The sequence below is a fragment of the Salmonella sp. JXY0409-18 genome (genome assembly GCF_020268625.1).
In the GTDB taxonomy this organism is placed as follows: domain Bacteria; phylum Pseudomonadota; class Gammaproteobacteria; order Enterobacterales; family Enterobacteriaceae; genus Salmonella; species Salmonella enterica.
On the sequence record NZ_CP084216.1, the window covers coordinates 4021470 to 4048435 of the forward strand.

Annotated in this window: 32 protein-coding genes; 13 read left to right on the top strand and 19 right to left on the bottom strand. The window is 52.6% G+C overall.

Going from position 1 to position 26966, the window contains the following annotated elements:
* The first annotated feature begins 181 nt into the window (after positions 1-181).
* The gene (gene msrA / locus LDB27_RS19570) at positions 182-820 is read left to right on the top strand and encodes a peptide-methionine (S)-S-oxide reductase MsrA (protein WP_000051465.1); all 639 of its coding nucleotides are present in this window, start codon (positions 182-184) and stop codon (positions 818-820) included.
* Positions 821-1002: 182 nt separating this feature from the next.
* A complete protein-coding gene (locus tag LDB27_RS19575; protein ID WP_000934970.1) occupies positions 1003-2346 on the top strand; it encodes a hemolysin family protein in 1344 nt (447 codons plus the stop codon).
* Positions 2347-2429: 83 nt separating this feature from the next.
* Here LDB27_RS19575 and LDB27_RS19580 read toward each other — a convergent pair whose 3' ends face one another.
* A complete protein-coding gene (locus tag LDB27_RS19580) occupies positions 2430-2636 on the bottom strand; it encodes a DUF1107 domain-containing protein (protein ID WP_000689229.1) in 207 nt (68 codons plus the stop codon).
* Positions 2637-2962: 326 nt separating this feature from the next.
* Between LDB27_RS19580 and LDB27_RS19585 the strand changes: the two genes are divergently transcribed.
* On the top strand, positions 2963-3520 hold the full coding sequence (locus tag LDB27_RS19585) for a YtfJ family protein (protein ID WP_000175305.1): 558 nt from the start codon (positions 2963-2965) through the stop codon (positions 3518-3520).
* Here the strand turns inward: LDB27_RS19585 and cysQ are convergent.
* Positions 3510-4250, bottom strand: coding sequence for a 3'(2'),5'-bisphosphate nucleotidase CysQ (gene cysQ / locus LDB27_RS19590; RefSeq protein ID WP_000893398.1), 741 nt, complete (start codon positions 4248-4250; stop codon positions 3510-3512). The two genes, LDB27_RS19585 and cysQ, sit on opposite strands and share 11 nt — an antisense overlap.
* A 267-nt stretch (positions 4251-4517) precedes the next feature.
* On the opposite strand from cysQ, the gene LDB27_RS19595 reads away from it, so the two are divergent.
* On the top strand, positions 4518-6461 hold the full coding sequence (locus LDB27_RS19595) for a bifunctional 2',3'-cyclic-nucleotide 2'-phosphodiesterase/3'-nucleotidase (protein ID WP_000589383.1): 1944 nt from the start codon (positions 4518-4520) through the stop codon (positions 6459-6461).
* 57 nt (positions 6462-6518) lie between these two features.
* On the opposite strand, the gene LDB27_RS19600 is transcribed toward LDB27_RS19595, so the two are convergent.
* Entirely contained in the window at positions 6519-6905 is a 387-nt protein-coding gene (locus LDB27_RS19600; RefSeq protein WP_001201295.1) for a winged helix-turn-helix transcriptional regulator, read from the bottom strand.
* An 87-nt stretch (positions 6906-6992) separates the two neighbouring features.
* Between LDB27_RS19600 and LDB27_RS19605 the strand changes: the two genes are divergently transcribed.
* From LDB27_RS19605 to ytfE, 3 genes are all read left to right on the top strand, one after another.
* Entirely contained in the window at positions 6993-7841 is an 849-nt protein-coding gene (locus tag LDB27_RS19605) for an SDR family oxidoreductase (RefSeq protein WP_000560616.1), read from the top strand.
* An 80-nt stretch (positions 7842-7921) separates the two neighbouring features.
* The gene (locus tag LDB27_RS19610) at positions 7922-8887 is read left to right on the top strand and encodes a DMT family transporter (RefSeq protein WP_000623290.1); all 966 of its coding nucleotides are present in this window, start codon (positions 7922-7924) and stop codon (positions 8885-8887) included.
* Positions 8888-8989: 102 nt separating this feature from the next.
* Positions 8990-9652: an iron-sulfur cluster repair protein YtfE gene (gene ytfE / locus LDB27_RS19615; RefSeq protein WP_000331467.1), complete on the top strand. Its 663-nt coding sequence runs from the start codon at positions 8990-8992 to the stop codon at positions 9650-9652.
* 111 nt (positions 9653-9763) lie between these two features.
* Here ytfE and cycA read toward each other — a convergent pair whose 3' ends face one another.
* Both cycA and fklB read right to left on the bottom strand, forming a co-directional pair.
* Positions 9764-11173 carry a D-serine/D-alanine/glycine transporter gene (gene cycA, locus LDB27_RS19620; RefSeq protein ID WP_000228322.1) on the bottom strand — a complete coding sequence of 470 codons (1410 nt, stop codon included), beginning with the start codon at positions 11171-11173 and terminating at the stop codon, positions 9764-9766.
* Between the two features lie 295 nt (positions 11174-11468).
* Positions 11469-12089 carry an FKBP-type peptidyl-prolyl cis-trans isomerase gene (gene fklB / locus LDB27_RS19625; protein WP_000235161.1) on the bottom strand — a complete coding sequence of 207 codons (621 nt, stop codon included), beginning with the start codon at positions 12087-12089 and terminating at the stop codon, positions 11469-11471.
* 219 nt (positions 12090-12308) lie between these two features.
* On the opposite strand from fklB, the gene LDB27_RS19630 reads away from it, so the two are divergent.
* Entirely contained in the window at positions 12309-12944 is a 636-nt protein-coding gene (locus LDB27_RS19630; protein ID WP_001119446.1) for an OapA family protein, read from the top strand.
* Between the two features lie 49 nt (positions 12945-12993).
* Here the strand turns inward: LDB27_RS19630 and LDB27_RS19635 are convergent, their stop codons facing one another.
* The 5 genes from LDB27_RS19635 to rpsF form a co-directional block, all read right to left on the bottom strand.
* A complete protein-coding gene (locus LDB27_RS19635; RefSeq protein WP_000381075.1) occupies positions 12994-13920 on the bottom strand; it encodes a DMT family transporter in 927 nt (308 codons plus the stop codon).
* A 147-nt stretch (positions 13921-14067) separates the two neighbouring features.
* Positions 14068-14517: a 50S ribosomal protein L9 gene (gene rplI, locus LDB27_RS19640; RefSeq protein WP_001196065.1), complete on the bottom strand. Its 450-nt coding sequence runs from the start codon at positions 14515-14517 to the stop codon at positions 14068-14070.
* A 41-nt stretch (positions 14518-14558) separates the two neighbouring features.
* Complete coding sequence (gene rpsR / locus LDB27_RS19645) at positions 14559-14786, bottom strand: 30S ribosomal protein S18 (RefSeq protein ID WP_000135199.1); 228 nt, start codon at positions 14784-14786, stop codon at positions 14559-14561.
* A gap of 4 nt (positions 14787-14790) precedes the next feature.
* Positions 14791-15105 carry a primosomal replication protein N gene (gene priB / locus LDB27_RS19650; RefSeq protein WP_001519453.1) on the bottom strand — a complete coding sequence of 105 codons (315 nt, stop codon included), beginning with the start codon at positions 15103-15105 and terminating at the stop codon, positions 14791-14793.
* Between the two features lie 6 nt (positions 15106-15111).
* Positions 15112-15507 carry a 30S ribosomal protein S6 gene (rpsF, locus tag LDB27_RS19655; protein WP_001216673.1) on the bottom strand — a complete coding sequence of 132 codons (396 nt, stop codon included), beginning with the start codon at positions 15505-15507 and terminating at the stop codon, positions 15112-15114.
* Positions 15508-15893: 386 nt separating this feature from the next.
* Between rpsF and yjfY the strand changes: the two genes are divergently transcribed.
* A complete protein-coding gene (gene yjfY / locus LDB27_RS19660; RefSeq protein ID WP_000466076.1) occupies positions 15894-16169 on the top strand; it encodes a DUF1471 family protein YjfY in 276 nt (91 codons plus the stop codon).
* 52 nt (positions 16170-16221) lie between these two features.
* Here the strand turns inward: yjfY and LDB27_RS19665 are convergent, their stop codons facing one another.
* The 7 genes from LDB27_RS19665 to ulaA form a co-directional block, all read right to left on the bottom strand.
* Positions 16222-16779, bottom strand: a complete 558-nt coding sequence (locus LDB27_RS19665) for a YagU family protein (protein ID WP_000026294.1) — start codon at positions 16777-16779, stop codon at positions 16222-16224.
* Positions 16780-16866: 87 nt separating this feature from the next.
* A complete protein-coding gene (locus LDB27_RS19670; RefSeq protein ID WP_001170774.1) occupies positions 16867-17553 on the bottom strand; it encodes an L-ribulose-5-phosphate 4-epimerase in 687 nt (228 codons plus the stop codon).
* Positions 17553-18407 carry an L-ribulose-5-phosphate 3-epimerase UlaE gene (ulaE, locus tag LDB27_RS19675; protein ID WP_000949530.1) on the bottom strand — a complete coding sequence of 285 codons (855 nt, stop codon included), beginning with the start codon at positions 18405-18407 and terminating at the stop codon, positions 17553-17555. The genes LDB27_RS19670 and ulaE overlap by 1 nt, the downstream gene beginning before the upstream one ends.
* Before the next feature lie 9 nt (positions 18408-18416).
* Positions 18417-19067, bottom strand: a complete 651-nt coding sequence (gene ulaD, locus LDB27_RS19680) for a 3-keto-L-gulonate-6-phosphate decarboxylase UlaD (protein ID WP_000056761.1) — start codon at positions 19065-19067, stop codon at positions 18417-18419.
* Between the two features lie 13 nt (positions 19068-19080).
* Positions 19081-19545, bottom strand: coding sequence for a PTS ascorbate transporter subunit IIA (gene ulaC / locus LDB27_RS19685; protein WP_000776531.1), 465 nt, complete (start codon positions 19543-19545; stop codon positions 19081-19083).
* A gap of 9 nt (positions 19546-19554) precedes the next feature.
* The gene (gene ulaB, locus LDB27_RS19690) at positions 19555-19860 is read right to left on the bottom strand and encodes a PTS ascorbate transporter subunit IIB (RefSeq protein ID WP_000218358.1); all 306 of its coding nucleotides are present in this window, start codon (positions 19858-19860) and stop codon (positions 19555-19557) included.
* Positions 19861-19875: 15 nt separating this feature from the next.
* The gene (ulaA, locus tag LDB27_RS19695; RefSeq protein WP_000404876.1) at positions 19876-21273 is read right to left on the bottom strand and encodes a PTS ascorbate transporter subunit IIC; all 1398 of its coding nucleotides are present in this window, start codon (positions 21271-21273) and stop codon (positions 19876-19878) included.
* Positions 21274-21635: 362 nt separating this feature from the next.
* Here ulaA and ulaG point away from each other — a divergent pair, with 362 nt between their 5' ends.
* Together ulaG and ulaR are read left to right on the top strand one after the other, a co-directional pair.
* Complete coding sequence (gene ulaG / locus LDB27_RS19700) at positions 21636-22700, top strand: L-ascorbate 6-phosphate lactonase (protein WP_000049161.1); 1065 nt, start codon at positions 21636-21638, stop codon at positions 22698-22700.
* A 104-nt stretch (positions 22701-22804) separates the two neighbouring features.
* A complete protein-coding gene (gene ulaR, locus LDB27_RS19705; RefSeq protein WP_000133618.1) occupies positions 22805-23560 on the top strand; it encodes an HTH-type transcriptional regulator UlaR in 756 nt (251 codons plus the stop codon).
* Here the strand turns inward: ulaR and yjfP are convergent.
* Complete coding sequence (yjfP, locus tag LDB27_RS19710; protein WP_000560312.1) at positions 23557-24306, bottom strand: esterase; 750 nt, start codon at positions 24304-24306, stop codon at positions 23557-23559. The genes ulaR and yjfP overlap by 4 nt on opposite strands.
* Positions 24307-24489: 183 nt before the next feature.
* On the opposite strand from yjfP, the gene bsmA reads away from it, so the two are divergent.
* Both bsmA and yjfN read left to right on the top strand, forming a co-directional pair.
* Complete coding sequence (bsmA, locus tag LDB27_RS19715) at positions 24490-24819, top strand: biofilm peroxide resistance protein BsmA (RefSeq protein ID WP_000586836.1); 330 nt, start codon at positions 24490-24492, stop codon at positions 24817-24819.
* A gap of 130 nt (positions 24820-24949) precedes the next feature.
* Positions 24950-25225: a DUF1471 family protease activator YjfN gene (gene yjfN, locus LDB27_RS19720; protein WP_001518964.1), complete on the top strand. Its 276-nt coding sequence runs from the start codon at positions 24950-24952 to the stop codon at positions 25223-25225.
* A gap of 44 nt (positions 25226-25269) precedes the next feature.
* Here yjfN and LDB27_RS19725 read toward each other — a convergent pair whose 3' ends face one another.
* Positions 25270-26892 (bottom strand): isovaleryl-CoA dehydrogenase, encoded by a 1623-nt coding sequence (locus LDB27_RS19725; protein ID WP_000118990.1) that lies wholly within the window; start codon positions 26890-26892, stop codon positions 25270-25272.
* Positions 26893-26966: the final 74 nt, after the last annotated feature.

The window sequence follows — 26966 nt, forward strand, 5'->3', positions numbered from 1 at the left end:
CTGGAAAAAATCACACTACCGCTCCGCGGCTTAACATAAAATCAACAATTGCGATTGAAAAGCAGACGACTGCCCAAATATTTCTTATGGTTAAATCCAGATACATTAATGTTGTTATTGTGTGCAAAGATGCGTCTCGTTACAACCTTAACGCCAATTAACGCTTTCGGGAGAATAGCTCATGAGTTTATTTGATAAAAAACATCTGGTTACTCAAGCAGATGCGTTACCAGGACGCAACACCCCGATGCCGATCGCCACTCTGCATGCGGTAAATGAACACTCTATGACCAATGTCCCTGCCGGGATGGAGATCGCCTACTTCGCTATGGGCTGTTTCTGGGGCGTAGAACGTTTATTCTGGCAATTGCCCGGCGTATATAGCACCGCGGCAGGGTATGCGGGCGGTTACACGCCTAATCCAACCTACCGGGAAGTCTGCTCCGGGCAGACCGGTCATGCCGAAGCGGTACGGATAGTGTACGATCCTGCCGTTATCCGTTATGAGCAGCTTTTACAGATTTTCTGGGAAAATCACGATCCAACGCAGGGGATGCAACAGGGTAACGATCACGGTACGCAATACCGTTCTGCGATTTATCCCTTAACGCCGGAACAGAGTGCCGCTGCTCACGCCAGTCGCGAGCGCTTTCAGTCGGCAATGGCCGCCGCCGGAAACCATCGCCCTATTACCACGGAAATCACCCATGCGACGCCGTTTTACTACGCCGAAGATGAACACCAACAGTATCTGCACAAAAATCCATACGGTTACTGTGGGATTGGCGGGATCGGCGTTTGCCTGCCGCCTGACGCGTGACGACGCTGGCGTAGGGGGAACTTGTCGGAGTTGAAAATGAACCCTCTGGCGACTTTACAGTAGCTTACGCTATACTAGCCCTGAACTTATCGGCTCACTGCTACGAGCCGGTTTTCATTAAACGTTACCACACGGATTTATAAACTTCCCTTCCGAGGATCTGGCGTTTCGCCGGATAAGATATGTTAAACAGTATATTCATTATATTCTGCCTGATCGCTGTAAGTGCGTTCTTCTCCATCTCCGAGATCTCGCTTGCCGCATCACGTAAGATTAAACTTAAGTTATTAGCTGATGAAGGCAGTATCAACGCACAACGCGTATTGAAAATGCAGGAAAATCCCGGCATGTTTTTCACCGTTGTGCAAATTGGCCTGAACGCCGTCGCTATTCTTGGCGGTATCGTCGGCGATGCGGCATTTTCGCCCGCCTTTTCCGCCCTTTTCTCGCACTATATGTCGCCAGAACTCTCCGAGCAGCTGAGCTTTATTCTCTCTTTCTCGCTGGTGACGGGGCTGTTTATCCTGTTCGCGGATTTAACCCCGAAACGCATCGGTATGATTGCGCCAGAAGCTGTGGCTTTGCGTATCATCAACCCGATGCGCTTCTGCCTGTTCGTTTTTCGCCCGCTGGTGTGGCTGTTTAACGGCATGGCAAACAACATCTTCCGCCTGTTCAAAATTCCAATGGTGCGGAAAGACGACATTACTTCTGATGATATTTACGCAGTGGTGGAAGCCGGCGCGCTGGCGGGCGTCTTGCGCAAGCAAGAGCACGAACTGATTGAAAATGTGTTTGAACTTGAATCCCGCACCGTACCGTCTTCCATGACGCCGCGCGAAAGTATCATCTGGTTTGATCTGCACGAAGACGAGCAAAGCCTGAAGAAAAAGGTCGCCGAACATCCGCACTCAAAATTTTTGGTGTGTAATGAAGATATCGACCACATCATCGGCTATGTAGACTCCAAAGATCTGCTGAACCGCGTGCTGGCGAACCAAAGTATGGCGCTGAATGGCGGCGTGCAAATTCGCAATACCTTGATTGTGCCGGATACGCTGACCCTTTCTGAGGCGCTGGAAAGTTTCAAAACGGCGGGCGAGGATTTCGCGGTCATTATGAATGAATACGCACTGGTCGTCGGTATCATTACGCTGAACGATGTGATGACCACGCTAATGGGTGACCTGGTCGGCCAGGGACTGGAAGAGCAAATTGTGGCACGCGATGAAAATTCCTGGCTGGTTGACGGCGGCACGCCGATTGACGACGTCATGCGCGTGCTGGATATCGATGAGTTTCCGCAATCCGGCAACTATGAAACCATTGGCGGCTTTATGATGTTTATGCTGCGCAAGATTCCAAAACGTACTGATTCGGTGAAGTTTTCCGGCTACAAATTTGAAGTGGTGGATATCGACAACTACCGTATCGATCAGTTGCTGGTGACGCGTCTCGACAATAAAAGCAACGTACCGGCACCGAAACTGCCCGATGCGCAAGGTAAAGAAGACAGCGCGGCCTGAAATCCGTTTGCCAGAAACATCAACGGCTCCTGATTCAGGAGCCGTTTTTTTTACTTTTTTAACCTACTGCATAGCACTTTTGGTTACGCCATCTCAGTTTGCAGACGCATAACCTGACGGTTAACTTCAGACATCACAGACAAGTGCTGCTTGTCTCTCACTTTTGGGATAAGAATCTTACCCTTATCGAACTCAAAAGCGCCAACATCCTTGATATATAACCGTCCACGGAACAGGATCTTCACGTACTTCGCCACCTGTAGCGGGTTGTAGCGTTGGAAAATTTTCATTGTTGTCTCCTGCAGAGTATTACGCCCTTGCGGTGCCACAATCGGCCCAACAGTTTTAAGGCGCAAATTTTAATGCCATATGACTATAGACCATATCTACGTCGTTTCCAGTGTGCATAAGTATATTTACCTTTTGATTACAGTTATTCAGAATTATCTAAACATCAGCTCATTTTTCTCAGTATATGCCTTCATTTTTCACAGGAAGTGTGCGCCCGCCCGCAAACTGGCATCCCCTTTGCGGGAAAAAGCATCAATCGCACATATGATTAACTATCGGCCCAAAGTGGTCGGATCACCTGCAAAAAAATAAAGAAGGAATGACCATGACCCTACGTAAAATTCTGGCGATGTCGTGTCTGCTACTCCCCATAATGGCTTGTGCGCATAACCTTGAAGTTAACCAACGGGTGCCGCCGGTAGGCATTGCCGATCGTGGCGAACTGACGTTGAATAAAGATGAGTTTAGTTATAAAAACTGGAATAGCGCGCAGCTGGCGGGAAAAGTGCGCGTCCTGCTGCACATTGCGGGTCGAACGTCAGCGAAGGAAAAAAACGCCACGCTGATTGAAGCGATTAAATCAGCCAAGCTCCCGCATGACAGATACCAGACGACCACAATTGTGAACACTGATGATGCGATCCCAGGCTCCGGTATGTTCGTGCGTAGCAGTATAGAAAGTAATAAAAAGCTCTATCCGTGGTCGCAATTTATTGTCGACAGCAATGGCGTGGCGCGTAACGCCTGGCAATTAAAAGAAGAGGGGTCCGCCGTCATTGTGCTTGACAAAGACGGTCGGGTTCAATGGGTGAAAGATGGCGCGTTAACCCAGCAAGAGGTACAGCAGGTGGTCGACCTGCTGCATAAGCTCCTCAGTAAATAGTCACCCGGAAGCCGGGGTTAAGGAACGATTCACGAGGGGTATAGTCCAGCGTTTTTCCCTGCCAGTCGTGAACGTGCGCCCCGGCTGCAACGGCAATGGCATGACCTGCGGCAGTGTCCCAGACGCTGGTCGGCCCAAATCTGGGGTAAAGCTGCGCCTGGCCTTCCGCCACAAGACAGAATTTCAGCGAGGAACCAATAGAAGTTGTCTGATGTTCGCCAAGCTGTTGGAGATATTCGGTGAGTTCATCATCCGTATGCGAACGGCTAATCACCACCAGCGGCGGGCGGGCATCCCGGACCTGAATCTGCTTACGCACTCCGCACTCCTCTTTCCAGGCCTTACCTTCCGCCGCGTAGTACATCACTTTCAGCACCGGCGCATAGACCACGCCCAACACCGGTTTGCCCTGCTCAATCAGCGCGATATTGACCGTGAATTCGCCATTGCGCTTGATGAACTCTTTGGTGCCGTCGAGCGGATCGACCAGCCAGTAGCGCTGCCAGTGCTGGCGCACTTCCCAGGCAGGCGGATCTTCTTCTGAAAGCACCGGAATATCCGGCGTGAGCGTGCGTAACCCTTCGAGAATCACGGTATGTGCGGCGATATCCGCCGCAGTGACTGGAGAATCGTCCTGCTTGCGGGCGTACTCCATCGGTTTGGCTCCATCATAAACCTGCATAATGGCATCGCCCGCGTTCCGTGCAAGCTGGCATACTTGTTCTAACATTCTCCACCTCTTTATGACGGGGGCGTTAACTCGTTGTTTTACTTATACCCGATCGTTAAGGGTTCCGCCAACTGTGATACCGTCTGCGGTTTTGATAATACCTTTCATGGCATGATTCACCCTTCTGTGAACACTCGCAAAAAATCGGCCGGATGGGGCGGTTTCGCCTTCTTCTGGCGACGGTCGGAACGATATCGGGTTTCACTGTTTATCATCGCTATTTTTCACTATCCGGCTTTTCTATTGCGTTCTTAAAAGGTGCCTCTGATGATTAAGTTTAGTGCAACGCTTCTGGCTACGCTGATCGCCGCCAGCGTGAATGCGGCCACCGTCGATCTCCGTATCATGGAAACTACTGATTTACATAGCAACATGATGGATTTCGATTATTACAAGGATACCGCAACCGAAAAATTCGGATTGGTACGTACCGCAAGTTTGATTCATGCCGCCCGAAATGAAGTCAAAAACAGCGTGCTGGTGGATAACGGCGACCTGATTCAGGGGAGCCCTCTGGGCGATTATATGGCGGCAAAAGGGCTCAAAGACGGTGATGTTCACCCGGTCTATAAAGCGCTCAACACTCTGGATTACGCGGTTGGAAACCTCGGCAACCATGAGTTTAATTATGGTCTGGACTATCTGCATAACGCGCTGGCCGGCGCGAAATTCCCTTATGTTAACGCCAATATTATCGACGTTAAAACCCAAAAGCCGCTCTTTACGCCTTATCTGATTAAAGAGACGAGCGTTATTGATAAAGACGGCCACCCGCAAACTCTGAAAATCGGCTATATCGGCTTTGTTCCGCCGCAAATCATGATTTGGGATAAAGCGAATCTGAGCGGCAAAGTTACCGTCAATGACATTACGGAAACCGCCCGGAAATATGTGCCCGAAATGCGCGAGAAAGGCGCAGATATCGTGGTAGTCATTGCTCACTCAGGCCTTTCTGCCGATCCGTACCACAGCATGGCGGAAAACTCGGTTTATTACCTCAGCGAAGTTCCCGGCGTTGACGCGATTATGTTTGGTCACGCCCACGCCGTCTTCCCCGGTAAAGATTTTGCCGACATCAAAGGCGCGGATATCGCCAAAGGTACGCTTAACGGCATTCCTGCGGTAATGCCTGGCATGTGGGGCGACCATCTGGGAGTGGTCGATCTGGTGCTCAACAACGACAACGGCAAATGGCAGGTTACGCAGGCGAAAGCGGAAGCGCGGCCTATTTACGACGCCGCCGCTAAAAAGTCGCTGGCGGCGGAAGACAGTAAGCTGGTCGGTATTCTGAAAGCCGATCACGATGCCACCCGCGAGTTTGTCAGCAAGCCCATCGGTAAATCCGCCGATAATATGTACAGTTATCTTGCTCTGGTGCAGGACGATCCTACCGTACAGGTGGTGAATAACGCGCAAAAAGCGTATGTGGAACACTTTATTCAGGGCGATCCGGATCTGGCGAAACTGCCGGTGCTGTCCGCCGCCGCGCCGTTTAAAGTTGGCGGGCGTAAGAACGATCCTGCCAGCTTTGTCGAGGTGGAAAAAGGCCAGTTGACCTTCCGTAACGCCGCCGATCTTTATCTCTATCCGAATACGCTGGTGGTGGTGAAAGCCAGCGGCAAGGAGGTAAAAGAGTGGCTGGAATGTTCTGCCGGACAATTTAATCAGATTGATATTCATAGCAACAAACCGCAATCGTTGATCAATTGGGATGGCTTTCGCACCTATAATTTCGATGTCATTGACGGCGTGAATTATCAAATCGATGTGTCACAGCCCGCCCGCTATGATGGCGAATGTCAGATGGTGAATCCGCAGGCGGAACGTATTAAAAACCTGACCTTTAACGGTAAGCCTGTCGACCCGAACGCTACGTTCCTGGTCGCCACGAATAACTATCGCGCTTACGGCGGCAAGTTTGCCGGCACGGGCGACAGCCATATCGCCTTTGCGTCTCCGGATGAAAATCGCGCCGTGCTGGCGGCATGGATTGGCGCAGAGTCAAAACGCGCGGGCGAAATCCATCCGGCGGCGGATAATAACTGGCGTCTGGCGCCAATCCACAGCAATACGGCGCTGGATATCCGCTTTGAAACATCGCCAGGCGATAAAGCCGCTGCCTTCATTAAAGCGAAAGGACAGTATCCGATGAAGAAGGTTGCCGTCGATGATATTGGTTTTGCCATTTATCAGGTGGATTTGAGCAAGTAACGTGTGTCCCGTATGGCGCTGCGTTTATTCGGCCTGACTGGCAGGCCGAATAAAGCGCTAGCCGCCATCTGATAAACGGTCCCGCTGCGCCAATACCTGCGGCAAATTCAGTTCTATCCAGTCCGCCAGCGCGGCGACTTTATCACTCACCTGCTCGCCAAGCGGCGTCAGGCTGTACTCCACATGCGGCGGAACAACTGGATATGACACCCGGTTGAGAAATCCGTCCTGTTCAAGCGCCTGTAACGACTGCGCCAGCATCTTTTCACTCACGCCTCCCATCTTGCGACGCAGGTCGCTAAAACGGTGTGTACCGTCGCGTAACGCGACCAGAATCAGTACGCCCCAGCGACTGGTGACATGTTTTAACACCTCACGGGACGGGCACTGTTCAGCAAAGAGATTGCCTTCACGCAACTGCCGGGAAAGAGTATGAGCGCGCATTGATACTTACCTTTTTGTACGTACTTACTAAAAGTAAGTTTAGGTGGTAGCGTAATAAAACACAAGACCAACACTGAGGAGTTCACCATGATTGCTATCACTGGCGCAACAGGCCAACTGGGCCAACACGTTATTGAAAACCTGCTAAAAACGACGCCCGCCAGTCACCTCGTCGCGATCGTCCGTAACCCGAAAAAAGCCGCCCCGCTCAGTCAGCGCGGGATTGCCGTTCGCCAGGCGGATTACGCTAACGAAGCCGCGCTGACCACCGCCTTACAGGGCGTTGATAAACTGCTGCTCATTTCATCCAGCGAAGTGGGACAACGCACCGCGCAGCACCGCAACGTCATTCAGGCCGCCATTGCCGCGAAGGTGAAATTCATCGCCTATACCAGCCTGCTACATGCGGATAAATCGCCGCTGGCGCTCGCCGATGAACATATTGAAACGGAAAAAATGCTGGCTGAGTCAGGTATTCCTCACACGCTATTACGTAACGGCTGGTATACGGAAAACTACCTGGCGAGCGTCCCTGCCGCGCTGAAGCATGGCGTCTTTATTGGCGCAGCGGGAGAAGGGAAAATCGCCTCCGCAATGCGCGCTGACTATGCCGCCGCCGCCGCGCGCGTCATCCGTGAAGAGGGTCACGCCGGGAATGTCTACGAACTGGCGGGTGATGACGCCTGGACATTAAGCCAGTTGGCGGATGAACTTACTCATCAGAGCGGAAAAAAAATCGTCTACCAGAACCTGAGTGAAGTCGATTTTGCCGCCGCGCTGAAAGGCGCAGGCCTGCCTGACGGACTGGCGGATATGTTAGCCAATTCTGACGCTGGCGCGGCGAAAGGCGGCCTGTTTGATGACAGCCATACGCTGCGTAAACTCATCGGTCGCCCGACGACGACGCTCACAGAAAGCCTTCGCTCCGTACTGTAAGTGTTAAAATTTAGTTAATTTATGTAGCATCCTCATAGACCTTCTCTGATAATGACAGAACGGTTTATGAGGAGAATCTGATGATTAGCGGCGTGCTATACGCCCTGCTGGCAGGGCTAATGTGGGGATTGATTTTCGTCGGCCCGTTAATCGTGCCGGATTACCCGGCCCTCTTACAGTCAATGGGACGCTATCTGGCGCTGGGGCTGATTGCCCTGCCGATTGCCTGGTTAGGCCGCACGCGGTTACGCCAGTTGACGCGCAAAGATTGGTCCACCGCCCTGTCGCTGACCCTGATGGGCAATGTAATCTATTACGCCTGCCTCGCCAGCGCTATTCAGCGAACCGGCGCGCCGGTGTCGACGATGATCATCGGGACATTGCCGGTCGTCATTCCGCTTTTCGCTAACGTTCTCTATAGCCAACGAGACGGCAGATTATCCTGGCGGCGTTTAGCGCCCGCGCTGGCGCTTATCGGTTTTGGCCTGCTGTGCGTCAATATTGCTGAACTTAGTCAGGGATTATCCGATGTTAGCGGCTGGCGCTATGGTTCAGGCATTGTGCTGGCGCTGATTTCCGTAGCGTGCTGGGCATGGTATGCGCTGCGCAACGCCCGCTGGCTGCGGGAAAATCCCGACAAACATCCCATGATGTGGGCAACGGCGCAGGCGCTGGTTACACTGCCGGTCTCGTTAATCGGCTACGCGGCGGTCTGTCTGTGGCTGAGTATCCAGAAACCGCTATTTACCCTGCCCTTTGGCCCGCATCCCGCGCTGTTTATCGGTCTGATGATCGCCATCGCGGTGCTGTGTTCCTGGGTGGGCGCGCTGTGCTGGAATATCGCCAGCCAAAAATTGCCAACCGTTATTTTAGGGCCGCTGATTGTTTTTGAGACGTTGGCGGGACTGCTCTATACCTTCATTCTGCGCCAGGAAATCCCGCCATTCCTGACGTTAAGCGGCATTGCGCTCCTGGTGGCGGGCGTGGTCATTGCCGTGAGAGCGAAACCGGAAAAAGCGACCGTCGTTCCGGTCACGGAACGCTAATCTCATCCTGGCTTAAATTATACGCACCCCTAAAGAGTTATAGCCTCGCCTTAAAGATGCATTTAAAATACAACTTATATTATTGCAAATGAGGTAACGGCAATGGCTTATCGCGATCAACCTTTAGGCGAACTGGCGCTCTCTATTCCCCGCGCATCGGCGCTGTTTCGCCAGTACGATATGGATTACTGCTGCGGCGGAAAACAGACGCTGGCGCGCGCCGCCGCGCGTCACGACGTCGATATTGACATCATTGAAGCGCAACTCGCGCAGTTGGCTGAACAGCCCATCGAAAAAGACTGGCGCGCCGTTCCGCTGGCGGACATTATTGACCATATCGTGGTGCGCTATCATGATCGACACCGCGAACAACTGCCGGAGCTTATCCTGCAGGCAACCAAAGTGGAACGCGTTCACGCGGATAAGCCAAACGTCCCACGCGGCCTGACAAAATATCTCACCGCGCTGCATGAAGAGCTTTCCAGCCATATGATGAAAGAAGAACAGATCCTGTTCCCCATGATCAAACAGGGTATGGGTCGCCAGGCAACGGGCCCGATAAGCGTAATGGAAATCGAGCATGACGAGGCGGGAGAGCTGGTAGACGTCATCAAACACGTCACCCAAAATGTAACGCCGCCGCCAGAAGCCTGCACCACCTGGAAAGCGATGTATAACGGCATTAATGAGATGATTGATGATCTGATGGAGCACATCAGCCTGGAGAATAACGTGCTGTTCCCACGCGCGCTGGCCGGGGAATAATCGCCAGCCAGGCATTTTGCCGGGTGGCGGCTGTAAACCGCGCCTTATCCGGCCTACAAATCAACGCTACGCTGTAAGCCCGGTAAGCGCCAGCGCTACCGGGCAAAACAATTAACGCATTCCCGCCATCCGTTTCTTACCTATCAACAGCCAGCCCAGACCCAACGCGATAAACCACAGCGGCGTCACGATCAGCGCCTGGCGCGTATCGTCTTCCAGCGTCAGTAATACCAGCACGAACGCAAAGAACGCCATACAGACCCAGCACATCAGCTTACCGAGCGGCATCTTATAGATGGATTTTTCATGCAAGTGGGGACGCTTTTTGCGGTACACCAGGTATGAACACAGAATGATGGTCCAGACAAACATAAACAGGATAGCCGAAACCGTAGTGATCATGGTGAATGCGCCAATCACGCTCGGGTTGACCATCAGCATAACCACGCCGCCCAGCAGGCAGATACAGGAGAAGGTCAGGCCTTTCGCCGGTACCGCGCGTTTCGATAGCTTAGCGAACGCTTTTGGCGCCACGCCTTCTTGCGCCAGGCCAAACAGCATACGGCTGGTCGAGAAGACGCCGCTGTTGGCGGAAGACGCCGCCGAGGTCAGCACAACAAAGTTGATCACGCTAGCGGCGGCAGGCAGACCCACCAGTACAAACAGCTCAACAAACGGGCTCTTATCCGGCACCACGGAACTCCACGGCGTCACCGACATAATGACAATCAGCGCAAAGACGTAGAACATGATGATACGGATCGGTATTGAGTTAATCGCGCGCGGCAGCGATTTTTCCGGATCTTTAGTTTCTGCGGCGGTAGTACCGACCAGCTCAATGCCCACGAAGGCGAACACCGCAATCTGGAAACCGGCAAAGAACCCGCTAATACCTTTCGGGAACCAGCCGCCGTCATTCCACAGATGCGCAAAAGACGCTTCAACGCCTGTCGGCGATTTAAAGTGCATCGCAATCATGACCAGCCCGACCACAATCAACGCCACGATGGCGACGATTTTGACCATAGCAAACCAAAATTCCATTTCACCAAACATTTTAACGGTGGCGAGGTTGAGGCTTAGCAGCAGGATCACTACCGCCAGCGAGGCGACCCAATCGGAAAGGCCGGGAAACCAGAACTGCGCGTAGGCGGTAATCGCCACCACGTCAGCCATACCGGTCACTACCCAGCAAAACCAGTACGTCCAGCCGGTGAAATATCCCGCCCAGGGGCCAAGCAGGTCGGAAGCAAAATCGCTAAACGATTTATATTCCAGATTCGAGAGCAGCAATTCCCCCATGGCGCGCATCACGAAAAAAAGCATAAAACCGATGATCATATACACAAAAATGATCGACGGTCCGGCGAGACTGATCGTTTTACCCGATCCCATAAACAGACCGGTACCAATAGCGCCGCCAATAGCGATAAGCTGTATATGACGGTTTGTAAGATTGCGCCGTAGCGACTGTTCAGCCGGAGCCTGTTCGTCGGCTGCGACTTTTACCTGATCTACCATGTTTTTCTTCCTGTACCTGTCTGTGTTGTGCGGGCTCTACGGCCTTTGGTCTATGATACGACGATCCTGTTATCAGGACTCATCGATATTAGGTAAGAATCGGCGGGATGAATACTAAGATTCAAATACAATGTTAATTTTATGTTTAAAATGAGTGTTATATCACTTTGATAATGCGAATTAGCTCACAAAAATACACGTAACGACGCCATTTGCAAAATAAAATATTGGCATCTGCTGAAGTCAGGGTTGCCGGATAAGGCGTTTACGCCGTCATCCGGCAAACCCGGAGCGCTTAGAGAATTTCCAGCAGTTCCACCTCAAACACCAGGGTGCTGAATGGCGGAATAGATGCCCCGGCCCCACGCTCGCCATAGGCCAGCTCCTGTGGGATAGTCAGTTCCCATTTGGAACCTACTGGCATCAGAGTCAGCGCTTCAATCCAGCCGGCGATCACGCCATTTACCGGGAATTCAGCCGGTTCGCCGCGCGCGACGGAGCTGTCAAATACGGTGCCATCAATAAGCTTACCGGTGTAATGCACGCGTACGCGGTCGGTACGCGCCGGAATCGCGCCTTCGCCCTGCGTCAGAACGCGGAACTGTAAACCAGATTCAGTACTGTTCACACCGTCTTTTTCGCGGTTTTCTTCCAGGTATTTCACGCCTTCGGCCGCCATCGCTTTGAAACGCTCACGACGCACCGCGTCCGCACGCTCATGAATTTCACGCAGCGCACGATGCACCACATCAACAGGAACCGCCGGGTGTTTACCTTCCAGCGCATCAGCAATGCCTGCAACCAGCGCTTCAGGCAACAGCCCTTCAAGACCGGATTCGCTGAGCTGCTGCCCTACCTGCAAACCAATGCCGTAGCTCGCTTGCGCTTCAATAGTGTCAAAAGTCGGGGTGGCCATTATTTTTCCTTCATCGGATATCAAAAAAGTAGCGGGCAGCATAACAGCCACGCTTCTTCTGGTAAAACTTTGTCTCAGGGAGGATGACAAATCGCAGGGAAAAAGAAACAATAGATTATCCGTATTGATGTCACGAAAGCGGATAGCACTACCAGTATCATAGCGTTAGCCATCTATACTCTATGATTAAGGAACGAGATGCGGAGCAGGAGGTAAACCATGCCCGGGCGCTTTGAATTAAAACCAACCCTGGCGAAAATCTGGCACGCGCCGGATAATTTTCGCATCATGGAGCCGCTGCCGCCTATGCATCGTCGTGGCATTATCATTGCCGCTATCGTGCTGGTGATCGGTTTCCTGCTGCCCGCCAGCGAGACCAGCGACTCGCCTGTCGTCACGCGGGAAGCGCAATTGGATCTGCAATCGCAATCACAGCCGCCGACGGAGGCCCAGCTTCAGGCGCAACTGGTCGCGCCGCAAAACGATCCGGATCAGGTGGCGCCCGTTGCGCCGGAACCTATCCAGGAAGGCCAGCCGGAAGAACAAAACCAGCCGCAAACGCAGCCTTTCCAGCAGGATAGCGGCATCGGTCAACAGTGGCGCTCGTACCGGGTAGAGCCTGGTAAAACTCTGGCGCAACTGTTCCGTGACCACGGACTGCCCCCAACAGACGTTTATGCAATGGCGCAGGTAGAAGGCGCTGGCAAGCCGCTGAGTAATCTCAAAAATGGTCAAATGATTAAAATTCGCCAGAATGCCAGCGGGGTGGTGACAGGTTTAACGATAGATGGCGATAACGGCCAACAGGTGCTGTTTACGCGTCAGCCTGACGGCAGTTTTATTCGCGCACAGTAACGCCGGCTACGCCTTACCCCGCCTATACCCTATTCGTTCAGGTGAAGCATTACCGCTTCACCTTATTCACCCACCAGATCCCCGAACACACCAGCACCAGCGCAATCATGTATTTCCACTCCAGAATATTCTCGCCGAGGAAAATAGCCGAAAGAGCCGCGCCGGAAACCGGGATCAGAAAGTTAAACGGCGCAATCATCCCCACGCGATTATATTTGAGTAAAATGCTCCATAGCGCAAAAGCGACCGACGAGAGCAACGTCAGGTAGACTAAAATCGCCACCGACGAGAAGCCATGTATCGTCAGCGTACCGCCAAAAACGTAGCCGCCAATGACCAGTACCAGACCGCCAATCCCCAATTGATAGCCAGTCATGACCATCGGATCGACCGTCTGCGAGAGACGTTTGCCATACAACGTGGCCGCAGAAAGAATAAACGCCGCCAGCACCACGGAGCCTTCTCCCGGCAGATTAAAGCTGAAATCCAGGCCGTTGCTGACGTTCACCACCATGACGCCCGCAAAGCCCAGAATACAGCCGAGCGTTTTGTTGTAGCTCAATCGGTCGTTCTGATAAATAAAGTGCGCCAGCAATACGCTGAAGAATGTGCCTGTCGCGTTCATGATTGAGCCTTTCACGCCGGAGGTGAACGCAAGGCCGATATAGAAAAAGAGATATTGTAGCGACGTCTGAGTCAGCCCCAGTAACGTTAACTGAGCAAACTGGCGCGGACGAAACCGACCAATCGGTTTACGCTGAAGCAGCGCGAACAGTAGCAGCAACCCACCCGCAAACAAAAAACGATAACCAGCAAAAACAATTTTAGAAGGGATATCGTCGGTGGCTATCTGAAAGAGGTCATAACCGCTTTTGATGGCTGGATAAGCGCTGCCCCATAGCAGGCAACAAAATGCGGCACACACATAAACGACGTTTTTGCGGGCAAACGGGGAGGCCTGGCGTTGGGTATCCATTCTTTCACCAAGAAATTAAAATAATGTTTTATTTTTGATTATCGCGAAAAGAGGGGGAGATAGCCAGTCGAAAAGCGATGGGGTTAAAAAAGCAAAACGTCGGCGCTGGGCCGACGTTTCGTTGCTAGCAAAAACGAGAATGCCTGATTACTCAGCAACCACGTTGATGATAACTTTTGCGAATACTTCGCTGTGAACCTGGAAGTTCACTTCGTGTTCGCCAGTGGTACGCAGAACGCCGTTCGGCAGACGAACTTCGCTCTTAGCCACGTCAACGCCAGCTGCAGTCACAGCGTCAGCGATGTCGCGAGTACCGATGGAACCGAACAGTTTACCTTCGTCGCCTGCTTTAGACGCGATAGTAACGGTTTCCAGGGCGTTGATTTTCTCTGCGCGTGCATTTGCAGCAGCCAGAACGTCAGCCAGTTTAGCTTCCAGTTCAGCGCGACGTGCTTCGAAGTATTCAACGTTTTTCTTGGTAGCCGGAACAGCTTTACCCTGTGGTACCAGGAAGTTACGAGCATAGCCCGCTTTAACGTTAACCTGATCACCCAGGCTACCCAGGTTTGCTACTTTATCAAGCAGAATAACTTGCATTACCTTATCCTCTCAAAGTCGTATTAATGGACCGTGACCGATTACTGATGGCGATCAGTGTACGGCAGCAGAGACAGGTAGCGAGCGCGTTTGATAGCGCGAGCCAGCTGACGCTGGTATTTTGCACGGGTACCGGTGATACGGCTTGGGACAATCTTACCGCTTTCGGTGATGTAGTTTTTCAGCGTAGCGATATCTTTATAGTCGATCTCTTGAACGCCTTCCGCGGTGAAACGGCAGAACTTGCGACGACGGAAATAACGTGCCATATGGCTAGTCTCCAGAATCTATCAATTCAATCTGCTCGGCATGCAGAACCATTTTGCTCAGACCGTTCTTTGCCTTGTGGCAAGAGATAAACCCCTGAACGGTTATGCGGCTGCCGACCGTTATACTGTGAGTAATGGCCTGGTTTTCGTGTCCGCTAACAATAACGGGCATTTGGCACCACGCCTGCCGGTGAAAGCCGGCTTCCTCTTGCACAGAACGATGCTCAAGCACGAACTGGCAATGCGGAATTCCTGATGGACTGACCTTTCGAAGGGGGGCCCTGCACACGGTGCCGGACAACGCCAGACGGTTGGTCATCAGAAATTACTCTTCAGAATCCCCAGCTTCAGCATCATCTGCGGTTTCGTTAGCGAAATCATCGCGACGCTCACGGCGCTCGTCTTTCGCTTTAACCATCGGAGAAGCTTCGGTAACAGCGTGCTTAGTACGCATAACCATGCTGCGGATAACGGCATCGTTGAAGCGGAAGGTAGTTTCCAGCTCATCGATCACTTCCTGCGGCGCTTCAACGTTCATCAGAACGTAGTGCGCTTTGTGCAGTTTGTTGATCGGGTAAGCCAGCTGACGGCGGCCCCAGTCTTCCAGACGGTGGATCTTGCCTTCTGCGCCAGTGATGGCGGCAGAGTAACGCTCGATCATACCCGGAACCTGTTCGCTCTGGTCAGGATGGACCATAAAAACGATTTCGTAATGACGCATCGAATTGCTCCTTACGGATTATTCAGCCTCCTGTCTGGGTCAGCCGCGGCCCATGGAGGCAAGGAACGTGTTAAAGGTCGGCTGAAAAATGACGCGTTATAATACTGACACGCCCGGCGAAACTCAAGGCAATAGTTCGATTATTTATGTGCCTGCCGATCAGTTCTGAAATGTAAAAGATTAAGGATGAGATACCGACCTGTTAACCACCATAACAGCTAGCGAGTTGACGATTTATCAGGCATCAGCGGGAAATGCGGTAATTTTTTGAACAACTGCATCAGAAATGGTCGCTATCGCTCCTGCTGGTAGCGATTAAAATAACATCAGAGGTTCACAAAAAAGGAGGCAGGGCCAGGTCAGCAACCGCCGCCGAGGAGGTCACTATGTTCTTCCGTATTTTCCCCCTTCTGGCTGGATTTTTGCTCAGCGTAAATACAATGGCAGCCATTGAAATTGATAATCGTCAGGCCAGAAATATGGACGATATACAGAGCTTAGGCGTGATTTACATAAACCATAATTTCGCGACTGAAAGCGAGGCCCGCCAGGCGCTGAAAGAAGAAACTGATGCGCGAGGCGCAACTTACTACCACCCGATTTTGTTACGGGAGCCCGGTAGTAACGGCAACATGCATGCCAGCGCGGAGATTTATCGCTAGTATCAGGAAAATGCCATAGTTTTGCCCCCTGGTCAGGGGGCATTTTTTTCGCTTATCGGGTTGTTAATGGCACTTCGGCATCCGGCTCATGCGTTATGCGGTTTCGCAGATCGCGGCGCATTAATTCAATCACCCAAAACCAAAATACATGTCCCAGAATTTCAGAAGCGTACTCGTCAAAAGGAAGTTGTGTAAGCGGAGGCGTTAAGTTCAGCGCCGGGCAGAATATGCCATGCACGACAACCGTAACAATCAGCCCCGCCAGTATCCCCTGCCATAATTTAACTTTCGGGAAAATTTCCGCGACGACGCAGTAACCTATTGCGAACACCAGCGAAAAGATAATGTGAGTTACCATCACAGGGTTAATAACATGCTCAGAAAAGGTATAAACCGTTTGTGTTGGGTCAATGCCTAAATAATCCCGCAAAAAAATATACGGTGGATTAAACTCATCGCGCCCGCCGGAAAACGTTCGCGGCGGTAAAGGAACTTCCGCGCCCCATTTTACAAATGCTGAAATAATACCCGCTGCAAAACCAATTAACGCAGCTACTCCATACCGACGCCGCTGTGGGTCAGTTTTAACAAACAATCCGTTGATAGACACAGTAGTATGATTCTATAGAGTGTTATGAAAGAAGCTCCGGAATCTGACCAATTACATCCCTGAGGGATAGGATCCCGGAGCGTTGTTTTACTTCTGCCCGTAATACGCATTCGGGCCATGCTTACGCATGAAGTGCTTGTTCATCAGATAATCGTCGATGGGGTTGAGGCCAGGGTTAATACCGCGCGCAATCCACGCCATTCGCGCCACTTCCTCCATGACGACCGCGTTATGTACCGCATCGTGCGCATCTTTCCCCCAGGCGAACGGCCCGTGTTGATACACGACAATGCCTGGCGTATGCAGCGGTTCCACCTCGCCCAGCGTTTCGATAATCACCTTACCGGTGTTCAGCTCGTACTCGCCCTGCACTTCTTCTTCGCTTAACGCTCTGGTACAAGGAATATCGCCAAAGAAATAGTCCGCGTGCGTGGTGCCGAGCGCTGGAATAGCCATCCCCGCCTGCGCCCATGCCGTGGCGTGGGTGGAGTGGGTATGAACGACGCCGCCAAGCGACGGATAGCGTTGATACAGCGCCAGATGGGTAGCGGTATCGGAAGAAGGACGATAACCTCCCCCCACCACTTTGCCATCCATATCCACCACCACCATGTCATCTGCCTGCATGGTTTCATAGGCGACACCGCTTGGCTTAATTACCACCAGCCCGCGTTCGCGATCGATAGCGCTGACGTTGCCCCAGGTAAACGTCACCAGTCCATAACGGGGCAAATCCATGTTAGCGTCAAATACCTGCTGCTTGAGTTTTTGCATTAGGCTGCCTCCACCAGACCGGCGCTGGCCATGCGCGCTTTCACCCAGTCACGCGCTTTCGCTACCTCTGCCGCCGGGTTCTCTGCTGTTTCGCTCCACATCTCAATCAGATAGGGCCCGCAATAGCCACTCTGTTTGAGCGTTTCGAAGCAGCGTTCGAAATCGACAACGCCTTCGCCAAACGGCACATTTTTGAACACGCCGGGTTTAGTATCTTTGACGTGTACCGCGACGATATGCCCGATTCCCGCCTGTAGCTCCATCTGTACGTCGTTATCCCAGGCAGACAGATTGCCGATATCCGGATAGAGCTGGAACCACGGGTTATTGAGGTAGTGAGCATAGCCCAGCGCTTTACTGATGGAATTCATCAGCGGGTAGTCCATGATCTCCATCGCCAGCGTCACCTGGGCGCGGCTGGCCATATCAACGCTCTCTTTTAACCCATCGCGGAAGCGGCAACGCGTTTCGTCGTTGGCCTGCTGATAGTAAACGTCGTACCCCGCCAGTTGAATGACGCGAATCCCGACATCCTGCGCAAACTGAATCGCTTTACGCATAATCTCCAGCCCCTGCGCCCGTACCGCGTCATCTTCGCTACCGAGCGGAAAACGACGATGCGCGCTCAGACACATGGACGGCACGCGCACGCCGGTTTCAGCAACCGCGCTCACCAGCGCCAGACGCTGCTCGCGGCTCCAGTCAAGCCGCGCCAGTCGGGCGTCGGTCTCGTCCACCGACATTTCAACGAAGTCAAAACCCAGCGTTTTCGCTAGCCGCAGGCGCTCCAGCCAGCACTCCCCCGCAGGGAGCGCTTTTTCATAGATGCCGAGCGGAATTTGTTTCGACAGCATAGCCGCTCCTTAGCCCCACAGTTGGGCAATGGAGCGTTTGAACTGCCGTGCGGCTTCTACCGGCGATTCGGCATCGCGAATGCTGCGCCCCGCGATAAAGACATGGATCGGAATGCCTTTGAACAGCGGCAGGTCTTCCAGCGCCAGCCCGCCGGTCACGGTCACTTTAAAGCCCATATCGGACAGCCGCTTAATCGCAGTAATATCCGCTTCACCCCACGCCACGCCTGCGGCCTGCGCGTCGCGGCTGCGGTGGTAAACCACTTGCTGAATGCCCGCATCGCGCCACTGCTGCGCCTGTTCCCAGGTCCAGTAACCGGTCAGCTCGATTTGCACATCGCCGTTAAACTCTTTTGCCACATCCAGCGCGCCTTTCGCAGTGTTGATATCCGCACAGCAAATCACAGTCACCCAATCTGCGTTGGCTTCGAAGCACATACGAGAAAGGATTTTGCCGGCATCGGCAATTTTGGCGTCCGCCAGCACAATTTTGTGCGGATAGAGCGCTTTCAGGTCGCGAACGGCGCGCACGCCTTCGCCCACGCACAGAATGGTGCCCACTTCAATGATATCGACTTCTTCGGCAATCAGGCGGGTGGTTTCATAGGCGCTATCCATAGTCTGGTTGTCCAGCGCGACCTGCAACATTGGTAATGACATATTCAATTCCTTCTTAAGCTGCCGCGTTGGTGCGGTCAATGAGATCCAGGACTTCCTGCGCGGTACGGCAGGCGCGTAAACGGTCAAAATTGGCTTCGTCTTCAAACAGATTAACGATCTGCATGATGCCTACTTCCTGATGGGTATTGGCGTCTACTGCCGCCATGGTGATCAGAATATCCACCGGATCGTTATCTTCGTGGTTGAACTCCAGCGGCTTTTTCAGGGTCACCAGAGAAAAACCGGTTTTCTTGACCCCTTCTTCCGGGCGGCCATGCGGCATCGCCAGGCCGGGGGCAATCACAAAATAGGGGCCAAACTGCTCAACGCCATCGAGAATGGCCTGGTAATAGCGCGGCTCCACCACGTCGGCAGCCACCAGTAAATCGACGCCGATCTTGACGGCTTCCTGCCAGGTATTCGCTTCAGCCTGCAGGCGGATAGAATTATTCTCCGCCAGTGAATCACGTAATTTCATGTTGCATCCTTACTTCACATCTTGCGGGAAATGTTCTTTGATCACTTCCAGCAGTTTCGGGCCGAAGTCAGCTGGAGAGAGCATGTTGCGCACGCCAACCACATATTTGTTGCCGGTCACGCTGATTTCGCCTGCAATATGGGTAGAAGCGATGATGATATCCGCGCCGCTCAACTCGCTTTTGTACTCGCCAACCGCGCAGCTGTTTACCGTGTGGTCAATGTTTGATTGGGTTAAAAACTGGTCCACTTTCATTTTCATGATCATGGAACTGCCTTGTCCGTTGCCACACACAGCCAGAATACGTACGGTCATAATCAAAACTCCTTATTAAGCAGACTGTTCTGCCAGTTGTTTTTCTGCATCTTCTTCTGCGCGCAGTGCGCGGCCAGCGAAGAACATATAAGCCAGTGCAATTACAATGATGACGGCCATAAAGGCGATACCGAGGGAGAAGAAGCCCTGCATCATCGGCGGTGCCAGAATCGACCAGTCCGCCATACCCATCCAGGCACTCATACCGGTGAGTTTCACCGCCCAGACGCAACCAAAGATTTCAATCATCCCCATCACCAGACAAATTTTCAGCGCCGCACGCCAGCCGCCGAAGTGGTTAGCGAACACGCCGATAGTGGCGTTAGAGAAGAACATCGGGATAAAGCCAGGAATAATCAGGATCGAGGAGCCGCAGGCAACCAGGATGCCAACCGCAATCAGCTGACCAATGGTGCCCCACATAAAGCCCCAGACCACCGCGTTCGGCGCGAAGCTATAAATAGCCGCACAGTCAATCGCCAGTACTGCGCCCGGAATCAGACGCTGGGAGATACCGTTAAAGGCCTCAGAGAGTTCTGCCACAAACATGCGCACGCCCTGAGTGATGATGAAGATCGCCACCGCAAAGGAGAAACCGGTTTGCAGGATGTAGACCGTCCAGTGCACTTTGCCCGCCATCGCCTGCACGGTGTCGATACCGAAGGAGAGCAGAATGGCACCAAAGAAGATGGTCATTACAATCGCCGTGGAGACGATGTTGTCGTGGAAAATGTTCAGCCAGCCCGGCAGTTTGAGGTCTTCAACGCTTTCCTCTTTTTTGCCCAGGAACGGCGCGACTTTATAGGCAATCCAGGAAGCAAACTGCTGCTGGTGACCGATGGAGAAACCACAGCCATCGGTCACTTCCTGAGTCGGCTTATACATCATGTTGGAGGTAATACCCCAGTACAGGGAAACCAGTATCGCCGTGCAGATAATGGTGGTCCACATGGAATAGCCGAAGATATAGAAAGAGACCGCAATCAGCCCCGCCTGCTGGAACATGATGTGCCCGGTCAACATGATGGTGCGAATACCGGTAATGCGTCGCAACAAGACGTAACAAATATTCAGCGCCAGCGCGAGCAACACCGCGTAGCCTACCCAACTATACGCATCACCCATCCGTTCGATCGTTGCCATCATCGAAGCATAGGTATCGGAAATCGCGCCGTTGATGCCGTAAACCTCAGACATTTTCGCCACCACCGGTTTAAAGGTGCTGGTCAGAATGCCGGACCCGGCCTGTAGCAGCATGAAGCCAATGATGGTTTTGATCGTCCCTTTGATGATCACGCTGACGCTTTTACGCAGCAGGATATAGCCCAGGCAGGTCACAATACCCAGTAATAGCGGGGCATTGGTCATTACCTGATTAAAAAAAATGGTAAAGATGTTGTAGAGGATCTCCATAACGATCTCCGGTAGACAAGGTTGCTGAGTCACAGGCGCTCAGAATAATGTCCCTCCACTGTAATTTTCAAAAGTAATCACAACAAGATTGAATTTGATTAAATGTGACGTAGCGCGCAAATAATTAGCACACTTAATACATGGTTTACTTATAAATAACTCATTTCTTCATTAAAATAAGTAAAATCATAAAGATGAATACATCGCCATGACGCCAGAAAAGATTAAATTTTCTTCTGGCTGCGTTCTCCTCTACTCAAAAGTCAAAAAATAGCCCATTGCCTTCTTGAGAAAATAGTGTCAGGATTAATCAAAACAAATCACGTTTTGAACCATTTTGAACAAACATGAAGGTAAATGCGATGAGTAAAGTACAAAGCATCACGCGTGAATCATGGATTCTGAGCACGTTTCCGGAGTGGGGAAGCTGGCTGAACGAAGAGATTGAGCAAGAGCAGGTCGCGCCGGGTACGTTCGCTATGTGGTGGCTGGGCTGTACCGGTATCTGGCTAAAATCTGAAGGCGGCACTAACGTATGCGTCGATTTCTGGTGCGGTACCGGTAAACAGAGCCACGGTAATCCGTTGATGAAAACCGGCCATCAGATGCAGCGTATGGCTGGCGTCAAAAAATTACAGCCTAACCTGCGCACCACGCCGTTTGTTCTCGATCCTTTCGCTATCCGTCAAATTGACGCCGTACTAGCGACCCACGACCATAACGATCACATTGACGTCAATGTCGCGGCTGCCGTAATGCAGAATTGCGCCGATGATGTTCCGTTTATCGGCCCGCAGACCTGCGTGGATTTATGGGTTGGCTGGGGCGTGCCTAAAGAACGCTGCATCGTGGTAAAACCGGGCGATGTCGTGAAAGTGAAAGATATTGAAATTCATGCGCTTGATGCCTTTGACCGTACCGCATTAATCACCCTGCCCGCCGATCAGAAAGCCGCTGGCGTACTGCCGGACGGCATGGATGTACGCGCGGTTAACTATCTGTTTAAAACGCCGGGCGGCAATCTCTATCACAGCGGCGATTCTCACTATTCCAACTACTACGCGAAACACGGCAACGAACATCAAATTGATGTCGCGCTCGGTTCTTACGGTGAAAACCCGCGCGGTATTACGGACAAAATGACCAGCGCGGATATTTTACGCATGGCGGAATCGCTGAATACCAAAGTGGTGATCCCGTTCCATCACGATATCTGGTCGAACTTCCAGGCCGATCCGCAAGAGATCCGCGTGCTATGGGAAATGAAGAAAGATCGCCTGAAGTATGGTTTTAAACCGTTTATCTGGCAGGTTGGCGGCAAGTTTACCTGGCCGCTGGATAAAGACAATTTCGAATACCACTATCCGCGTGGGTTTGACGATTGCTTTACCATTGAACCCGATCTACCGTTCAAATCCTTCCTGTGAGTCGATATCATGCCGGGATTACCCGGCATTTTTTCCATTTACTTTAGTATTTCCAGGCTATTTCAAATATCATCTTTTCAAATCAATTTGTATCGGAATAGCTCATGACTGAAGCACAAAGACATCAAATACTGCTGGATATGCTGGCACAGTTGGGCTTTGTTACCGTCGAAAACGTGATTGAGCGTCTGGGGATCTCCCCGGCGACAGCGCGCCGCGACATCAACAAGCTCGACGAAAGCGGGAAACTTAAAAAAGTGCGCAACGGCGCAGAGGCCATTACCCAACAGCGGCCCCGCTGGACGCCGATGAATCTGCACCAGGCGCAAAACCACGATGAAAAAGTACGCATCGCGAAAGCGGCGTCGCAGCTGGTGAACCCGGGTGAAAGCGTAGTGATTAACTGCGGCTCCACCGCTTTCCTGCTGGGGCGTGAAATGTGCGGGAAGCCGGTACAGATCATTACCAACTATCTGCCGCTGGCGAATTATCTGATCGATCAAGAGCATGACAGCGTGATTATCATGGGGGGTCAGTACAACAAAAGCCAGTCGATTACCCTGAGCCCGCAGGGAAGTGAAAACAGTCTCTATGCTGGCCACTGGATGTTTACCAGCGGAAAGGGCTTAACCGCGGATGGCCTGTACAAGACCGATATGCTAACCGCCATGGCGGAACAAAAAATGCTCAGCGTCGTCGGGAAACTGGTCGCGCTGGTCGATAGCAGTAAAATTGGCGAGCGCGCGGGAATGCTGTTCAGCCGCGCCGATCAGATCGCTATGCTGATTACCGGCAAAAATGCCAATCCGCAAGTTTTGCAACAGCTTGAAGCCCAGGGTGTAAGCATACTCCGCGTTTAAAGATGCTGTCGGAAAAACGCTACCGTCGCCGACAACGCTTCTGGCGTAATGCGATGCCGCACGCCTGCGGCCCATAAACAGGTCACATGCTTATCCAGCTTCGCCCCGGCGAGTGCCTGCTGGAGCCGGAAGGTTTCGATAGCAGGCACCACGTCATCCTCCTGACCATGCCACAACAGAAGCGGCCTGTCGGCCAGTCGCTCTAACTGGTGTGTGACTTCCCATTCACGTAGCGGCGCAATGATATTGTCGAATTCCGCCTGCTGTGCCGGGTTCTGCGGGGATAACGGCGGGAAAAGCGTCCGGGCAAGCCCGGTAAAATAGCCCGACCCCATTAAACTGGCCCCGCATTTTACCTCCCGGTGACGCGTCATAATGCCCAGCGCCGTCATACCGCCCATGGATGCGCCGCCCACCGCCAACCGCCCGTCAAGTAGCCAGTTTTCCGCCTGAATCGCCGCACGTAACGTCGTAAATTCCTGCATGTTTTGGTGCAGAATCTGCCAGAATCGGTGTATCCGTCCCTGTGAGTCGCCGCCGAAGCGAGCGCCATGCTCCGGCGCATCCGGCATGACTACCCGGAATCCTGCCTGTGCCAGGGCAACGGCAAAATAACTATAAACCAGGCTGGAGGAGGTGAAGCCATGATAGAACACCACACAGGGAAGCGACACGGCGCGTTTCCCTTCCGGAAAGGCATGTAGTACGACGCCTCCGGCTAATTGTCGTGTTTCAATCGCTATCATTATTCTCTCCTTTTTATCCGGTATGCCACGGAGAAATACTTAACGCAAGTTTATGGATAGCGCAATAATTCATAATGTTTGAGAACTGGGTTACGCTTTCGCAACGTTTTCATTCGAAAATCGCGTGACAGGTAACACTTCGGGAACATTCCCCCTAAAGGGAAATCAATAAGGCATTACACTATGATTATCAGGAAACGAGATAGAGTTATGCGTCGGTTTGCTTCATTGATAGCAGCGCTGTTATTAAGCGCGTGTAGCGTGCTGCAGGGTACGCCGCAACCTGCGCCGCCTGTCGCCGATCACCCGCAGGAAATCCGTCGCGATCAAACGCAAGGACTACAGCGGATGGGGACCGTAAGCGCGCTGGTTCGGGGCTCCCCGGATGATGCTATAGATGAAATCAGAGCGAAAGCCGTCGCTGCGAAAGCCGATTATTACGTTATCTTAATGGTTGATGAAACGGTTGTAACCGGCCAGTGGTATTCACAAGCCATTTTGTATCGTCAATAACAGTAGATTGATTTTTAGTCAGTTTTACATTGCTTTGCGTCCCTATGCGTTTACCTGTGCACAATACACAAACAGGTTTACCGTGATGGAGCGTCCTGTTAAATGCGGGGTATGTAATAAGGAGCTGACGATGAAACAAGAACTTGCCTTATCCTCACTGCTGCTTTCTGCCGGACTGGTGAGTACGACGGCACAGTCTGCCGAATTCGCCAGTGCTGACTGCGTAACGGGTCTGAATGAAATCGGCCTGATCTCGGTCAGTAATGTTGCAGGAAACCCACAGGATGTAGAGCGGATTATCGCCCTGAAAGCCGATGAACAGGGTGCGTCCTGGTACAGAATTATTCAAATGTATGAAGAACAACAGTCGGATAACTGGCGCGTACAGGCGATACTCTATGCCTGATGCCGCGTGGCTCGCGCCGGATGGCATGTACCACAGGCCAAACGTTACCGCAGTCCCCCGGTCGCCCTTAACAGTAAATCATTTTGCACCTGGGCAGGCAGCGGCATTTCGCCGCGTGTATCCAGCATCATCTGACACCACGCTTGCGCCAGCGGCGGCGAGGCATGACGCAGCATTTCCGCTCCGCATCCCAGCAGGAAAAGCTGCTGCGTAATCTCTCTGCCCATTGCTTCGTCCGGTTTGCGTAAACGTTGCTGTAGCTGACGTACCGCGCGGTCGTAATGGCGATCCTGACCTTTGACTTCCGCAAAAGCTTCACTCAATACGTCATAGACGCCGTGTTGTTTTGTCAGCACCCGAAGTACATCCAGACACATGATATTGCCGGAACCTTCCCAGATACTGTTCACCGGCATTTCACGGTACAGGCGAGGGAGTTCGCTCTCTTCGCAATACCCCATCCCGCCGAGAACCTCCATCGCCTCAGCCACAAAAGGGATTCCCTGCTTACAGATGGCGAATTTCGCCGCTGGCGTGAATAATCGCGCCCATAATGCCTCTTTCGCCTCGCGACGTTGCTCCCAGGCGCGCGCCAGCCGAAACAAAAGCGCCGTCTGCCCCTCCAGGCATAGCGCCATACGACTTAAGGTTTGTCGCATCAACGGTTGTTCGATCAGCGGCTTACCAAAAGCCTGACGCTGATGAGCATGGTAAATCGCGACTGAAAACGCACGCCGCATTAAGCCATGACTCCCGAGCGCGCAGTCAAGACGCGTCATACCGCCCATCTTTAAGATATGCCGAATCCCGTCGCCCTCTTCTCCCAGACGCCAGCCGACGGCATCCTGAAACTCGACTTCGGCGCTGGCATTAGATCGATTACCGAGTTTATCTTTCAGGCGTTCAAGACGAACAGAGTTCCGTTGCCCGTCTGGCAGGAAACGCGGCACAAAGAAACAGGATAATCCTCCTTTTGCCTGCGCCAGCACGAGGTGCGCATCACTTTGCGGCACAGAGAAAAACCATTTATGTCCCACCAGCCGATATGAATCATCCGCCAGCCGCTCCGCGTGGGTCGTATTACTGAGTACGTCCGATCCGCCCTGCTTTTCCGTCATTCCCATGCCGATGAGCAGGCCCCGTTTTTGCCCGCCCGGCAGCAAATGCGAATCGTAGCGATCGCTGCGCAGCGGCGCCAGCCAGTCATGGAAAGTGGCGGGAAGCATCTGCAATAGCAACGGCGTCGCGGCAAAGGTCATCGTGACAGGACAGAGTGTTCCCGCTTCTACCTGAGCATGTAATACAAAACGCGCCGCCCGGGCGACAAAACTTCCCGCCCTTGCCTCCTCCTCCCAGGCCAGGTTATGTACCCGATTAGCGCAAAGCCCCTGCATCAACAGGTGCCAGGCGGGATGAAAGCGAACGTCATCCAGACGTTGCCCCTGGGGATCGTAACGCAGCAACTCAGGAGGATACGCATTCGCCAAACGACCCAGTTCCAGTGATTCCGCCGTTCCCAGTTGTTGGCCAATGCTGGCGAGAAGATCGCTATCCCATCCCGCGCCTTCCCGGGAAACCGCTTCACACAGCGCGCCATCAGACAGGAATAAGTTACTGTTATTGAGCGGAGCAGGTTGATTAAAGACGGTATGTGTTTGCCAGGACATGGTGTCTCCCTCCTTCAATGGCGCTGAAGTCAAGTATGGTCATGACTGCGCCATTGACGCCGGAGCAAGATCAC

Excerpts from the sequence above, each read along its gene's own strand:
- LDB27_RS19575 (WP_000934970.1), top strand. The coding sequence starts at position 1,003 with ATGTTAAACAGTATATTCATTATATTCTGCCTGATCGCTGTAAGTGCG.
- rpsF (WP_001216673.1), bottom strand. The coding sequence starts at position 15,507 with ATGCGTCATTACGAAATCGTTTTTATGGTCCATCCTGACCAGAGCGAA.
- cysQ (WP_000893398.1), bottom strand. The coding sequence starts at position 4,250 with ATGTTAGAACAAGTATGCCAGCTTGCACGGAACGCGGGCGATGCCATT.
- ulaC (WP_000776531.1), bottom strand. The coding sequence starts at position 19,545 with ATGAAATTACGTGATTCACTGGCGGAGAATAATTCTATCCGCCTGCAG.
- LDB27_RS19595 (WP_000589383.1), top strand. The coding sequence starts at position 4,518 with ATGATTAAGTTTAGTGCAACGCTTCTGGCTACGCTGATCGCCGCCAGC.
- ulaE (WP_000949530.1), bottom strand. The coding sequence starts at position 18,407 with ATGCTGTCGAAACAAATTCCGCTCGGCATCTATGAAAAAGCGCTCCCT.
- rplI (WP_001196065.1), bottom strand. The coding sequence starts at position 14,517 with ATGCAAGTTATTCTGCTTGATAAAGTAGCAAACCTGGGTAGCCTGGGT.
- bsmA (WP_000586836.1), top strand. The coding sequence starts at position 24,490 with ATGATTATCAGGAAACGAGATAGAGTTATGCGTCGGTTTGCTTCATTG.
- ulaR (WP_000133618.1), top strand. The coding sequence starts at position 22,805 with ATGACTGAAGCACAAAGACATCAAATACTGCTGGATATGCTGGCACAG.
- LDB27_RS19585 (WP_000175305.1), top strand. The coding sequence starts at position 2,963 with ATGACCCTACGTAAAATTCTGGCGATGTCGTGTCTGCTACTCCCCATA.
- cycA (WP_000228322.1), bottom strand. The coding sequence starts at position 11,173 with ATGGTAGATCAGGTAAAAGTCGCAGCCGACGAACAGGCTCCGGCTGAA.
- ytfE (WP_000331467.1), top strand. The coding sequence starts at position 8,990 with ATGGCTTATCGCGATCAACCTTTAGGCGAACTGGCGCTCTCTATTCCC.
- ulaG (WP_000049161.1), top strand. The coding sequence starts at position 21,636 with ATGAGTAAAGTACAAAGCATCACGCGTGAATCATGGATTCTGAGCACG.
- ulaB (WP_000218358.1), bottom strand. The coding sequence starts at position 19,860 with ATGACCGTACGTATTCTGGCTGTGTGTGGCAACGGACAAGGCAGTTCC.
- ulaD (WP_000056761.1), bottom strand. The coding sequence starts at position 19,067 with ATGTCATTACCAATGTTGCAGGTCGCGCTGGACAACCAGACTATGGAT.
- LDB27_RS19670 (WP_001170774.1), bottom strand. The coding sequence starts at position 17,553 with ATGCAAAAACTCAAGCAGCAGGTATTTGACGCTAACATGGATTTGCCC.
- msrA (WP_000051465.1), top strand. The coding sequence starts at position 182 with ATGAGTTTATTTGATAAAAAACATCTGGTTACTCAAGCAGATGCGTTA.
- fklB (WP_000235161.1), bottom strand. The coding sequence starts at position 12,089 with ATGGCCACCCCGACTTTTGACACTATTGAAGCGCAAGCGAGCTACGGC.
- LDB27_RS19610 (WP_000623290.1), top strand. The coding sequence starts at position 7,922 with ATGATTAGCGGCGTGCTATACGCCCTGCTGGCAGGGCTAATGTGGGGA.
- LDB27_RS19580 (WP_000689229.1), bottom strand. The coding sequence starts at position 2,636 with ATGAAAATTTTCCAACGCTACAACCCGCTACAGGTGGCGAAGTACGTG.
- ulaA (WP_000404876.1), bottom strand. The coding sequence starts at position 21,273 with ATGGAGATCCTCTACAACATCTTTACCATTTTTTTTAATCAGGTAATG.
- yjfP (WP_000560312.1), bottom strand. The coding sequence starts at position 24,306 with ATGATAGCGATTGAAACACGACAATTAGCCGGAGGCGTCGTACTACAT.
- LDB27_RS19725 (WP_000118990.1), bottom strand. The coding sequence starts at position 26,892 with ATGTCCTGGCAAACACATACCGTCTTTAATCAACCTGCTCCGCTCAAT.
- priB (WP_001519453.1), bottom strand. The coding sequence starts at position 15,105 with ATGACCAACCGTCTGGCGTTGTCCGGCACCGTGTGCAGGGCCCCCCTT.
- yjfN (WP_001518964.1), top strand. The coding sequence starts at position 24,950 with ATGAAACAAGAACTTGCCTTATCCTCACTGCTGCTTTCTGCCGGACTG.
- yjfY (WP_000466076.1), top strand. The coding sequence starts at position 15,894 with ATGTTCTTCCGTATTTTCCCCCTTCTGGCTGGATTTTTGCTCAGCGTA.
- rpsR (WP_000135199.1), bottom strand. The coding sequence starts at position 14,786 with ATGGCACGTTATTTCCGTCGTCGCAAGTTCTGCCGTTTCACCGCGGAA.
- LDB27_RS19605 (WP_000560616.1), top strand. The coding sequence starts at position 6,993 with ATGATTGCTATCACTGGCGCAACAGGCCAACTGGGCCAACACGTTATT.
- LDB27_RS19600 (WP_001201295.1), bottom strand. The coding sequence starts at position 6,905 with ATGCGCGCTCATACTCTTTCCCGGCAGTTGCGTGAAGGCAATCTCTTT.
- LDB27_RS19635 (WP_000381075.1), bottom strand. The coding sequence starts at position 13,920 with ATGGATACCCAACGCCAGGCCTCCCCGTTTGCCCGCAAAAACGTCGTT.
- LDB27_RS19630 (WP_001119446.1), top strand. The coding sequence starts at position 12,309 with ATGCCCGGGCGCTTTGAATTAAAACCAACCCTGGCGAAAATCTGGCAC.